The organism is Cupriavidus sp. JZ107 (genome assembly GCF_053903255.1).
The window spans coordinates 2,159,744-2,171,031 of the sequence record NZ_CP096481.1; the positions used below are offsets into that span (position 1 = coordinate 2,159,744).

An 11,288-nucleotide genomic window follows, 5' to 3' on the forward strand; every position below is an offset into this window, starting at 1 on the left:
ATGCCTGCCACCTACCCCGCCAAGTCTATCTTCCTCGAGGTCGAGTTCTTCGGTGACGACCGTGACGAGATCCTGCTGCCCTGCCAAGCCGTGACCGTCCACCGCGGCGCCATCCTGGTGCGAGGCGTCGAAACGCGGCACCTGAACGCCATCCGCTGGATCCCGGACGCACTTTCCTTCCAAGCCTACGACCGCCACCACCGCTTCCCGGTCGGCCGGCCGATCGTGCTGGATCAGGAATCTGCCCAGTTTCCCCTTCTCTGAGGCGCCGCGGCGACATGACGCATGCCCAAGCGGTACTGCCCGTCCGACCTGCCGGCCCTGACTGCCGAAGAGCTGCGCGACATTTGGGAGCGGAATCGACTGCCTGACGTGCGCGACCTGCTGTGGGAAATCGCGCGGCTGCGCCAGCGCGTCGCCTCGGCGCACTATTTCATAGCGCTGGTCGAGGCCGGCCAGCCCGGCGCCCAGATGATGGCGCACACCTACTTGGCCAACTTCGGCGCCGAGCCGTGCGTGGTCGAGGACATCGAGGCCGACTACAGCGACGGCACGCCGGGCTCCCGCAAGTGGCGCGGCGAGATCCCAACCGACGAAGAGCTGCAGCAGTTCGAGGCGATGCACCGCGAGGCGCGTGCCCGGATCAACGACCGGAAGCGCCGGCGGCGCCGTGAGCGCTGAGATTGTCAGACGTGCCCGTAAGGCAGCCCGGCGCCGTGCCACCGAAGCGTTTCAAGCGATGATGCGATCAAGAATCCGAAGGCGATTTTCGCGGTGGAGTTCCAAAGATGATCACCGACCGGCACGGCGTTTCGCCCGGAGATCCCAGTAGCGAGATACCAGGACCAATGCGAAGTAGATCCATCCCATAACCACAGCCGCCCAGAATATCCATGCGGTGCTGTCTTCCGGTCGTTTGACCAGCTTCACAGTTGTGGATATCGCTCCACCAAGTTCGCCCATGGTGGTCATGAATGCGACAATGAAGAAAAGCCGGCTCCGAAGTAGTCTTACTTGCGCCGCCCTCTGCATGGTCTTTGCGAAGAAGATCGGCGCCATGAACCACGCGTGAACCCGGTGAAGCGCTATGCGCAACTCTTTTATCCCCATTCCTTCCACTTGCCGTTATGAAAGACAGACGCCAAGTGTACCGCCCTGGGGATCAGTGGCCGCCAATCCAAGCACCGCAGAGACCGTGATATTCCGGTCCCTGTTAGACACTCCAATAAAGAAAGCGGGAGTCGCTTGACATTAGCCCCTTTGGTGCTATTATTCGTCTCAGAGGTAGCGCGCCGCGCCGCCCGACATCCCGAAAGGACGATACGAATGGACAAGACCTTGGACATCCTGAAAACCGAAGCCGAGATCAGCAAGCTGATGGCCGAGACCATGAAGCTGAACGCTGAGGCCGCCAAGATGCAACGCGAGACCCGCTGGTATCCGGTCATCTGGGCCACCGGCCTGTTGGGCGCGGCCCTGGCCTTCGGCAAACTCTTCTCCTGATCCAAGACCAACCCGCCGCGAGGCGGGTTTTCTCTATGCGCTACTCCCCTCCGAAGCCTGAAGACCTACAGCGGCTCAAGAACGAACTCGGCCTGACCGGCGAGCAGATGGCCGAGCTATTCGGCGTCGCCGGGGGCCAGCAATGGCGCAAGTACACTGGCGGCGCGCAGCCGCGGGAAATGGCACCGCAGATGCTCTTCTTCGGCGCAGCGCGACTTGCGCTGACGCAAGACGAGATCGAGCGCGTGCTTACGAAGATGAACGAGATTGGTGCTCACATGGTGCTGCCAGAGCGACGGAAGGTGCAGACGTATTACCAGGCCGAGGATGAGGACTATCCCCAGGGCGTTGTGAAGTTCGAGTATCTCTATCCGGATGAGATCGAGAAACTGGAAAGCCAAGGTGGCCCGATCTACATCCCCCGGCTGGGCATGATCATTGGACTGGTTGAAGATCCGTACGGTCGATAATCAAGTGAGACGGCAAAGTCTTGAAGTTTACTTTAGGGAAATGCAAGCCCAATGCCAGATGACTCTGTTGTCATTCAACAGGCTGCAGAATGCCCTCGCCGACTCGTTGAATCGGGACCTTAGCTTGGGGAACGCCCCAGTGTTCGCAAGCGCTCACGGCGTATTGACTCATGCCAGCAACATCTCGAAGTTGCTTTGGCCAATTCCGGGTCCCTCGCGGACCGAGCGCGGAAAAGAGCTTCGGGCCCTGCTTGGGGTACCAGAAACTGGACACGTTTTGCAGAACCGCGCTCTGCGTAATCACCTCGAGCATTTTGACGAGCGTCTGGACACTTGGGACCAGACCAGCGAGCACCACAATTACGTCCAAGACTCCATCGGCCGTTGGGGCGATATTTCTGGGATTGCAGACACGGACGTAATGCGGTGGTACGACCCCCATACACACGAGTTCAGATTCCGTGGCGAGGCATGGAGTATCAAGGAATTGGCAGACGCTGCCCGGAATCTTCTCGCAGACATCGAGAAGGCGCTTCAGATGCTTCAACAGGAGCGCAAGCAGGAAAGCCCCCGGCCAGCTGGCGACCACACGCCCCCAGAGAGGCCAATGCCGTTAGGCAAACCTAGCCTGAGAATTGTGAAGTAACGCCTTGCAACACTACTTCGGCCACGCCTCCACCGTCTTCCGATGCCGCGCCGCGCAGTCACCGAACGCCGCCAGCACCACGACCATCCACTCTTGCCAAACATCGTAATTGGCCGCCGCCGGCGCGTCGGGCACCACGCAGGGCGCTGCCAGTGCGCTATCGAGCGGCGGCGGCTTGCTTGGCAGCGTCGACGGCGTCGGACAGCTTGCGCACCCGGAAATCGTCAGGGCGGCAATCAGCAGGCAGAGGCTTCGCATTCTTCAGCTCCTTCCGGATGGCGCTGGCCGCGGCGCCCAGCTGGTTCGTGATGCCACGGTACTCGTCGGCCCGGGCGCGGATGTCGACGCCGGCAGCCCTCAAATCGCCGAGCGCCTGATTCACTGTCGACAAATCGGCTTGCGCGCGAGCCGCGGTCAGTTCGGCCAGCTCCGCATCCTTGCGCCAGCCGTTCACCGTCCAACCGGCAACGAACGCCGCGCCGGCCAGCACCACCGCCGCGACCGCGCGCCACGGCACGGCCGCTGCTGCGGCTCGAATGGCAGTCGTCTGGATCATCGTTCCCTCGTCGCGCATTCGGCGTACATCTTCGCCGTCATGTCGATGTGGGCGAGCAGCGCCTGGCGCCCTGCCCCTCGTTGGAGCTTCGGCAATGGCGGGCAGCTCGCGCGCGCGGCCGGCGTCGACGCCTCGGGCACCGCCGGATTGATCGGCGTGGCACAACCGGCCAGCAGCAGACAAAACACGAACGCCTTCATCGGCCGCCCTCCTTCAGCTTCCGGTTAGCCGCCTCGATGGCGCCGTTGACGCGCGATCGCTCAGCCTCGGACAGCGGGGCCGGCGCCGCGCGGGCCGCCTGCTTGACGGTCCGCGCCGCCTCCGCCGATGTCTCAGCCGCTTGAGCGGCCGCGCCGGCCGCCGCCGAGGCAGTCTCCGCGATGTCGCCGAGCTGCGGCGCCAATGCCTGTAGCGTCGACGAGAAAGTGGCTTGCAGACGCTCGATCTCGGCCGCGTGGTCCGTCCGCATCTGCACGATCACGTCCCGCGCCTGCCATTGCGCGAGCGCGTAGCCGCCGACTGCGCCGCCGGTCGCGATGACCGCCACCAAGGTCAGGGCCTCGGTGGCATGCGCCACGCGGCGAAACGTCGCCCTGTGCCGGCTCACCCAGTCACGTAGCTTTCCCATCGAGCCTCTCCTTCAGGAAGCGAACCTCGGCCGTCAGTTCGGCGATCGTCCGCTTCAGGTCGCCGATCTCGCGCAGCAGCTCGTTCCGCTCCTTGTAGGCGGTGTCGGCCCGCTGCTCGGCCAGATCGGCGCGGGCGTTGGCCTTGTCGAGCTGCTCGGACAAGCGCGCGATGATGTCGATCTCGGCCTGGCTCTGCGCCCCTTCAACCCGATCCGAGCGCCACACCTTGCGCACCAGCCAGATCGCCCCGCCGATGGCCGCTACGATCGCGCCCAGGGCCCCGCTCGGGCCGCCCGGCACGCCCCCCAGTTCATTCAGATCCATCGTCTTTCCCATTGGGCTTACGCCTCGATATCGGTACCGCCGTGCGCCAGGTAGACGTCCCGCAGCGTCTCGAGCCTGTGCTCGCGCTGGCCATAGCCGGCGCCCGGCAGGCTCGCCCATTCCTTTCGGCATTTCTGTACGGCCTCTGCGAACCGGCCGGCCAGCAGGTCGGGCAGCGCGCCGCGGCGCTTGACCAGGTAGGCCGCGACGATGTCCTGCGATCGAGGGCTGAAGTCCGTCACGCCGCAGGCGCAGCTCGCCCAGTCCCACGTGTCGGTCCGGATCTTCCCGGGCACTGCCGCCATGATCTGGTAGCGACCAGCCGCGTCGCTCAAGCCCCAGAGCGTCAGCACCACGATGCGCGGGTGTCTGTCGTAGCCGGTGAAGACCTTGCCGCCGACGTTCACGTTGTAGCCGTCGTCGCTGCCGGCGACTGTCGTGGTCCCTTCGCTGAATCCGAGCATGTCGAGGAAGGCGGCCATGTTCCGGCCGCCGACCAGTTGGTCGGGATGGGTGAATGGCATTGCAGGCTCCAGAAAGCGAAAACGCCCGCGCGAGGCGGGCATAAAAAAACCGCCCGAAGGCGGCGGCGGTTCGCGAAGAACCGTGCTAGCGACCGTGGACGAGCGGCACGGTCATGCTGATAAGACTGAGCTGAGGAGACTCTCCGGCGATTGCCACACGGTTCGTCTCAATCCGCTGGAAGTCCTTGATGGTCGCCTCACCGGCGAGAAGCCGGCGCACGAAGGAGGCAACTTCGTTGGCCTGCGCTTTCGACATCTTCGGCATCTTGTCGACGCCGGCGTACCAGTTCATGGCCTGGTACGCCCGGCCGAAGGGAAGACGGTACGTGACCATGATATCGATCGCCGCGTGATAAAGCGGCAATCGATCGCGCACAGTGCTCGGTTCATCGGCAAGTGGGTTCTCGAGCGGCTCATGCCGGAGGATGCGGTCGATCTGCTCATCGCACCAGATCGAGAAGTCGATGCTGAGCCATTGCGTGAATCGGACCGCCAACTTGGGATGGAGCCACGTTCCGCCAGCGGCGCCCCGCTGCGTACGCAAATATGTGATTTCCCCATATTTGCGCTGCAGCGCCTCCAGGTAAGCGAGAGTGTCCGGAAGGCGCAGCCATTGAGCCGGCGACTTACCAAACCGCTTGGCGGCCACCGTCGCATTGAACCACCCGTCGTCCGTGAAGCTGACCGGAATACCTTGGTACTCCATCTTGACAAGCGCTTTGCTCATTGCACACCCCCCTTGCGCAGGCGCTCCAGCAGATCAGTTGTGATGCAGTCGATATCAGCTTCCACGTTTTCGGTCAGCCAGCGGCCAACCTTCGCCAAGCCGACCACCGTCTCCGCCATCTTGGGGTTGCCAGCAAGTTCCCCGATGGCCACGAAGATGGCGCTTGCATACCTAGCTTGACTGCCTACTACCTCGTCCAGCGCCTCCACGTTGCTCTCCATCACTTCGCGTGTCAGTGTGCTAGGATTCGTCATGTTGTGATTCCCGTTCAAGGTCACTTCGCATCAGACGCCCCAGCAGCTGCAACTGCTGGGGCGTTTTTCATTTCCGCCGTCATTTCGACTGCTCGCCCGAAGCCGCTTCGCGGCGGCGCGCCTCAGCCAACCGCATCACGATCTCGGCAGAGAGGCTGCGAAAGTTGCGTTGGGCCTGTTCAGTCAGCCAGTCCTTCAGCTCGGGCGGCATACGCAGATTCACCGCCGGCATCGTCCTTGCACCTTGCATGTTTTTCTCCCGTGATGAAGCACCGTGCTTCAATGTGTGTGCAATGTAGTACGGTGCTACATTGCTGTCAAGCACCGTGCTGCATTATTCTTCGCCGATGGCCCGAACAGACCCCCAAGTCAACCTCCGCATGCCTGCGGACCTCAAAGAGCGCCTTGAGGTCACAGCTCGCGAGAACAACCGCTCACTGACTGCCGAGATCGTTGCTCGGCTTGAGGGGAGCTTTGACCCTTCCAGTGAAGGAGCGCCCGCCAAGGAAGTAACGGCGATCCTCGACTTACTCCGAAGGATCCAGGCAGAAGTGACGCGGCTGCGCATTAAGGCGGGAAGCCGCCCTTCGCACCCTGCCGCCCAGGGCATTGGCCCATACCAGGGCGTCGCAACTGAGGACCATGCTCCGCCGGCGGAGAAAAAGAGCGCAGCGCGCCGGCCTCGTACCTGACAGCAACGCAAGGGAGCCAAATGCCGACCTCCTTGTTCAAGGTTTCTTTAATGCACCGTGAGGCCGAAAAGCGTCTTTCGGACGCCGAACGGCTCAACGAATCACTACCGATCGGGGAGGAGTCGGACTCTCCTTACCTCTTGCGATTACTCGGTTTCGAACTGCTCCTTAAATGTGTCTATGAAGCTAGCCTCGGCAAGGATGCGCCGAGCTCTCATGACTATCTGAAGCTCTATCGGGGACTGCCCCAAAGCGTCCAAGACCGAGTTCTTGCGCTGGCGCGCGATCGTGTTGGACATGTTCAGTTGAACGACGTACCTGGCGTCCTGGCTGACCTCAGCACAAACTTCGTATCCCTGCGCTACCCGTACCAGAAGTACCAGCACCTCACCGAGCGTGAGTATCGGGCCATCGGCTCGGATTGGATTACGGCCGGGGCGCCCTCACACTTGGCAGCGTTTCGATACCATCCGGAAGCGCTATTCGGCTTGATTCACGCGCTGCGCATAGTTCTTGACGAGAGCGGCGCAGCTCCTAAAGCGCTCATGCCGCAGAGCCTCCCCTGAGGCCAAACTTGCGCCTGATAGAATCCTTCGGCCAATGGGGCGCACCGTCGCCTCAACAACAAGAACGGAGCTGGAACGAATGGCGACCTTCCTAGATCAGCAGGCCACCTCGCCTGCTCGCGGCATTGTCAGCATGCTGCGCAGGGCTTTCGCCAAGGCGCGGAACACTGCTGAGAATGCATGGGACCATCTATCTGAGGATGTGGACATCCGCCGCTTTACGGCAGGCAATGCTGCCTCGCTCGCCTCCATGCATGCCTACTACAACAGGCTCGTGACAGGCGACCCGAATCTGCATTTCCTCCAGTATTTCAAGGACAGATATGTCACGGGCCGGCCCGATATTCGGATGGCGAGCTTCGGCTCGGGGAGCGGGCACCTTGAGCGGAGCCTGATCGCCAATTTCGGGTATGAGTGCGCCGCCATTGATGGCTACGAACTCAATCCCAAACTGGTGGGGGTATCCAACACCAAGGCGGCAGAGATGGGAGCGACCCACCTGCGCTACCAGGTCGCGGATCTCAATGCTCTTCAGATCCCCGCGGCATCCTATGACGTCGCGATCTTCTTCCACTCGCTCCATCACGTCGAAAACCTGGAACACTGCCTCGATACCGTGCGAGCGTGTCTAAAGCCGGGTGGCGTTCTGCTGATCGTCGACTACGTCGGCCCGAACAGACTGCAGTATTCTGACGACCAGCTTCGTTACGCCACAACGCTTTTGCATCTTCTGCCGCCGCGATATCGGCTTTCGAAGGATGGCACCACGACAAAGCACGCCGCGTCGCGCCAAGCTGTACACGAGGTTATTGCGGAAGATCCATCGGAAGCCGTCCGCTCGGAGGACATCGTCCCGGCCCTCGACCAACGGTTCGAGCGTGTCGAGTTCCATTCGCTTGGCGGCTCTGTCCTGAACCATGTGTTCAAAGGCATCGCCACCAATTTCGACGAGTCCGCCAGCGAAGACCTCGCGCTCATTCACCTGCTGCAAGGCATGGAGGAATGGCTCGAGCGGAATGGCCAAGTCGGCCCCGACTTCGTCTTTGCCGTCTACCGGCCGAAACCGTAAGCCTTATTCAGGCGCCGGCACGCCCTCCAGCGGCAGCCCAGCGTCCGCGAGCTGCTCGTAGTATCCATGCCACCGTGGGTCGGAGGCCTCCACGACCCCGAGGTGCTGAAAGACCTTGGGATCTTGCGGGCACGGGAAATACGAAACGATCCCGGATTCAGTGTCGTCGGCGAATTGAACGTGGATCATGGTCAGAACGTGTAGCTCGAAATGTAAATGGTGGCATTCATTGTCCCGGCCGCAGTCGTCGCCACGTAGTAGATCTTCTGTTGCTCGATGACCGGAACATACGAGTAGGTACCAATCTGCGCGGCGCCAGCCTTCATGGAGGTCTGCGTGATGTGCTTCAGACCGATATTGCCGCCCGGCGCGCCAGCGACAAATAAATCACCAGCGGTATCGACCGATGCCGACATGCCGCCATCCCCGGACAGCGTTTTGGCGTTCGGCGGTGCATAGGCGGCCACCGACAGCGGCGTCAGCGCTGTCTGCTTAACGGTGGTCGAGAGCATCGCGTTGTACGCAGTGAATACTTCCCGATCACGCTGATGCCCCAAAGCAAATTGCCGGGTCGCATTGGTGGGCCACACGCTCACAAGAGCGGATGGCTCGAACCCTGCGGGCATGTGGTCGCCGGTATAGACCTCAGGCTGGACCGCGTTGGTCGCATCCTTTCCTAGCAGCGCACGCTCACCCGTAGTCGGATTGTGGATTGCATAGATCGCCACGAAACCCGACGCAGGCGCAAGACCGGTGTCCATGCCCCCCGCGCCTGTGATCCCCAGATTGATTCCTTCGTTAAAGTTGGCGAGGCGATAGGCCGCTCCGTCCAGCCCCGCCTGAACGATCAGTTCATCAGCCGTGAAGGAAGCCGTTTGCGTGGCGTTGACTATGGACATCCGTCCGTTGCGCATCATGCCGACGACGCTCGCCGACAGTCGGGACACGCCTCGCGTCAGAGCATCGGTGGTAGCCGCCGTAAGGTCAAAACCGGCTCGCTCGGCCAATTCCTTCATCTGCGCGAACAACCACGCCGCCTTTTGGTCGTTGAGCTGTTGCACCTTGTTGAACTGCTCCACCGACGGCGGCGTGGCGCCGATGTACGCCCAGCCGGCCTTGTACTGGTTCTCGTCAATCACCTCCAGGGCGCCGGCTTGCGCCCACAGCGTCTCGAAGTTGTCGAAGAAGTTGACCGCTGCCATCAAATACCCCTTGTCAATACGCCCACACCGAAGCCATAGAAGCCCTGATTCAGGAACCCGAACGGTTTCGGCGTCGAGCCGGTGATGATCTTCACGCCCACGCCGGCCGCCTTCGGCACCCAGCGATACGGGTTGTTCATGAGCACGTCCGCCGGCCCCGGGATTTTGCTCACCCAGATCCGGATCTTGGCGTTGCCAGCGTCCTCGACGATCACTCGCTCGACGTCGAAAATGGGCTTCAGCGCCGTGACGATCTCAGGTGCCGTGCCGTGGCCGTTGTTAAGCGCGATCTTCCAGTACAGCAGCTTCCGGTATTCCGGGTCCTGCAACGTGGTCGAGCCGACCAGAGCGTTCTCGTACGCGCGCCGGATGCGCGCCTGGCCGAAACCAGCGATGGCCGGCTGGCCGACGAAGCCGAAGAAGGCCGTGAATAGCGCCTCGTCGATGACGCGCGAGAGGCCGACGATCTCCCCGATGCCGTCGAGCTGCTTGCCGACCGCGGTGTCGAGCCAGCGCTCTTCGTACAGCGCCTTGAGCGCGCCTTGGATGCCGTCGGCCGGCTTGAGCAACGCCTTGACCAGCGCTTCGAGTCGGGGCTTGCCGTCGAACTGGCTCAGCCAGTGTCCCCACGCAGTGCCAGCGTGATCCTGTGTCAGATCCATCAGGACACCTCGATGCGCGACAGGTCGAACTTCGCCACCTCGAAGTCGGCGATCGTGATGTTCGCCGGCGAGTAATCGCCAGGCTGCGGGTCGAACGTCGGATCGGTGGAATGGGCGAAGGTCAGATCCACGTGCGCTATGCCGGGCGTCGCGTAGACCGCGCAGTAGAAGCGCTGCTGAACGACGTCCTGACCGATGCCTAACGCGTCGCCCGCAGCCGCGATTGCCTGCGCGACCTGCGTGAAGCCGTCGGGCGGAAAGGCCTGCTCGGTCGCCGGCAGCAGCGTCAGCGCCGCCCTCACCCACACGTAGACCCGCGTCGAGCGGTCGAAGCGCACGATGTGCTTGTCACCGTCGTCCGCCGTGACCTCGACCGCGATCGCGCCGTGCGTGTCGATCCCGGCACCCTTCACCCGATAGATCGCGTCGCCGATCTCGTTGTCCAGCCCGCCGTCGACCACCACGTGGATGCTGTGCGGCGGCCGGCCGACCGAGTCGGTAAAGTCGGTGTCGTTCTGGAAGTCCTTGATCGCAGTGATGCCGGCCACTCGGTCCCGGATGTTCGGGGCGATGCTGGGCTTCGTCGCGGCACCCAGGCGAAACAGACCGCTCGGATACCGCGCGCGCAGCTCGGCGTTGTTCTCGGCCAGTCGGCCCACCACTGCGGCCTGCAGGTTGTTGACCGCATCCCAGCCCGTGACCGTCGTGACGATGCCGTTCAGATCGCCGGGCGCGGCGGCCTCTGCCATTGGCTCGATGGTCTCGGCCAGCACCGGCGAGCCGACGCTTGAGAGCGTCAGCGGGCCGCCCAGCGCCACGGAGAACGCCACCCGCCCGTCGGACACGATGCGCAACGCCGCGCCATCGCTGCTGACCGAATACGGCGAGCTGCTGAGGGCGGCCACCAGGCCGGCCAGAATCTCGGCGATCGTCGCCGTGGCGTCCGACGTGTACGTGTAGTCGGTGCCGTCCAGCGTGATGCGGTAGAGCTGCCCGGATACGACGGTCGGCACGACGACCACGTCTGCGGCCGCGCCCGGCGTGATGGTCATGTCGGCCGCCGTCGCCCAGATGGTCTGTGTCGACCGATGCCGGATCTGCGCGCCGGCCGGCACCACGGTGCCCACGGCGCCATAGCAGACCACGTAGCAGCGAGACTTCTCGGCGCCGAGCCGCTTGACGCCGGTGAACGAAACGGCGTTATCCAGCGACGTGCCGATCGCCGAGCCGGGATACATGGCGAGGTACACGCCCTCGGCCTGCTCCCACAGCGCGGCCTCGCGCTCGGCAAACGTGTCGATCAGCAGCCCAGTGATGGAGTTGGGGCGAGTCTCCACCTCGCCGGTGAACCCGGCATTGCGCAGCCGGTCGTTCAGGTCCTGCACGATCTCCTGACGGATTTCGGGCAGGCGCGGGCGCACGAACCCCTCCGGGGTTACACCGTAGGCCATATCAGGGAATCCT

General features: G+C 62.9%; 19 protein-coding genes. 7 read left to right on the forward strand and 12 right to left on the reverse strand.

The features are described 5' to 3' along the window. Complete coding sequence (locus M1D55_RS19235) at positions 1-264, forward strand: hypothetical protein (RefSeq protein ID WP_456281572.1); 264 nt, start codon at positions 1-3, stop codon at positions 262-264. A gap of 21 nt (positions 265-285) precedes the next feature. Beyond that, positions 286-681, forward strand: coding sequence for a hypothetical protein (locus tag M1D55_RS19240; protein ID WP_456281573.1), 396 nt, complete (start codon positions 286-288; stop codon positions 679-681). A gap of 111 nt (positions 682-792) precedes the next feature. Here the strand turns inward: M1D55_RS19240 and M1D55_RS19245 are convergent, their stop codons facing one another. After that, positions 793-1,059: a hypothetical protein gene (locus M1D55_RS19245; protein WP_456281574.1), complete on the reverse strand. Its 267-nt coding sequence runs from the start codon at positions 1,057-1,059 to the stop codon at positions 793-795. A gap of 267 nt (positions 1,060-1,326) precedes the next feature. Between M1D55_RS19245 and M1D55_RS19250 the strand changes: the two genes are divergently transcribed. Both M1D55_RS19250 and M1D55_RS19255 read left to right on the forward strand, forming a co-directional pair. Continuing rightward, entirely contained in the window at positions 1,327-1,503 is a 177-nt protein-coding gene (locus tag M1D55_RS19250) for a hypothetical protein (protein ID WP_456281575.1), read from the forward strand. A 35-nt stretch (positions 1,504-1,538) separates the two neighbouring features. Continuing rightward, positions 1,539-1,973, forward strand: a complete 435-nt coding sequence (locus tag M1D55_RS19255; RefSeq protein ID WP_456281576.1) for a hypothetical protein — start codon at positions 1,539-1,541, stop codon at positions 1,971-1,973. An 803-nt stretch (positions 1,974-2,776) separates the two neighbouring features. Here M1D55_RS19255 and M1D55_RS19260 read toward each other — a convergent pair. The 8 genes from M1D55_RS19260 to M1D55_RS19295 all read right to left on the reverse strand — a co-directional run bounded on the left by M1D55_RS19260 (position 2,777) and on the right by M1D55_RS19295 (position 5,883). Beyond that, complete coding sequence (locus M1D55_RS19260) at positions 2,777-3,175, reverse strand: hypothetical protein (protein ID WP_456281577.1); 399 nt, start codon at positions 3,173-3,175, stop codon at positions 2,777-2,779. Beyond that, positions 3,172-3,375 carry a hypothetical protein gene (locus tag M1D55_RS19265; protein ID WP_456281578.1) on the reverse strand — a complete coding sequence of 68 codons (204 nt, stop codon included), beginning with the start codon at positions 3,373-3,375 and terminating at the stop codon, positions 3,172-3,174. Before M1D55_RS19265 ends, M1D55_RS19260 begins: the two co-directional genes overlap by 4 nt. Then, the gene (locus M1D55_RS19270; protein ID WP_456281579.1) at positions 3,372-3,803 is read right to left on the reverse strand and encodes a hypothetical protein; all 432 of its coding nucleotides are present in this window, start codon (positions 3,801-3,803) and stop codon (positions 3,372-3,374) included. Before M1D55_RS19270 ends, M1D55_RS19265 begins: the two co-directional genes overlap by 4 nt. After that, positions 3,787-4,128: a hypothetical protein gene (locus M1D55_RS19275; RefSeq protein ID WP_238510215.1), complete on the reverse strand. Its 342-nt coding sequence runs from the start codon at positions 4,126-4,128 to the stop codon at positions 3,787-3,789. Before M1D55_RS19275 ends, M1D55_RS19270 begins: the two co-directional genes overlap by 17 nt. A 17-nt stretch (positions 4,129-4,145) precedes the next feature. After that, on the reverse strand, positions 4,146-4,652 hold the full coding sequence (locus M1D55_RS19280) for a glycoside hydrolase family 24 protein (protein ID WP_456281580.1): 507 nt from the start codon (positions 4,650-4,652) through the stop codon (positions 4,146-4,148). Between the two features lie 85 nt (positions 4,653-4,737). After that, positions 4,738-5,379, reverse strand: a complete 642-nt coding sequence (locus tag M1D55_RS19285) for a KilA-N domain-containing protein (protein ID WP_456281581.1) — start codon at positions 5,377-5,379, stop codon at positions 4,738-4,740. Beyond that, entirely contained in the window at positions 5,376-5,633 is a 258-nt protein-coding gene (locus M1D55_RS19290) for a hypothetical protein (RefSeq protein ID WP_456281582.1), read from the reverse strand. The genes M1D55_RS19285 and M1D55_RS19290 overlap by 4 nt, the downstream gene beginning before the upstream one ends. A gap of 79 nt (positions 5,634-5,712) precedes the next feature. Next, positions 5,713-5,883: an Arc family DNA-binding protein gene (locus tag M1D55_RS19295; RefSeq protein WP_456281583.1), complete on the reverse strand. Its 171-nt coding sequence runs from the start codon at positions 5,881-5,883 to the stop codon at positions 5,713-5,715. A 97-nt stretch (positions 5,884-5,980) separates the two neighbouring features. On the opposite strand from M1D55_RS19295, the gene M1D55_RS19300 reads away from it, so the two are divergent. From M1D55_RS19300 to M1D55_RS19310, 3 genes are all read left to right on the forward strand, one after another. Beyond that, entirely contained in the window at positions 5,981-6,325 is a 345-nt protein-coding gene (locus M1D55_RS19300; protein ID WP_456282740.1) for an Arc family DNA-binding protein, read from the forward strand. Between the two features lie 20 nt (positions 6,326-6,345). Then, complete coding sequence (locus M1D55_RS19305) at positions 6,346-6,891, forward strand: hypothetical protein (protein ID WP_456281584.1); 546 nt, start codon at positions 6,346-6,348, stop codon at positions 6,889-6,891. Positions 6,892-6,970: 79 nt separating this feature from the next. Further along, entirely contained in the window at positions 6,971-7,960 is a 990-nt protein-coding gene (locus M1D55_RS19310; RefSeq protein WP_456281585.1) for a class I SAM-dependent methyltransferase, read from the forward strand. A 191-nt stretch (positions 7,961-8,151) separates the two neighbouring features. Here the strand turns inward: M1D55_RS19310 and M1D55_RS19315 are convergent, their stop codons facing one another. From M1D55_RS19315 to M1D55_RS19325, 3 genes are read right to left on the reverse strand one after another with little or no spacing between them, the layout of a single operon-like run. Next, entirely contained in the window at positions 8,152-9,162 is a 1,011-nt protein-coding gene (locus M1D55_RS19315; protein WP_456281586.1) for a hypothetical protein, read from the reverse strand. Continuing rightward, complete coding sequence (locus M1D55_RS19320; protein ID WP_456281587.1) at positions 9,162-9,824, reverse strand: DUF2612 domain-containing protein; 663 nt, start codon at positions 9,822-9,824, stop codon at positions 9,162-9,164. The genes M1D55_RS19315 and M1D55_RS19320 overlap by 1 nt, the downstream gene beginning before the upstream one ends. Then, complete coding sequence (locus tag M1D55_RS19325) at positions 9,824-11,275, reverse strand: baseplate J/gp47 family protein (protein WP_456281588.1); 1,452 nt, start codon at positions 11,273-11,275, stop codon at positions 9,824-9,826. The genes M1D55_RS19320 and M1D55_RS19325 overlap by 1 nt, the downstream gene beginning before the upstream one ends. Between the last annotated feature and the right edge of the window lie 13 nt (positions 11,276-11,288).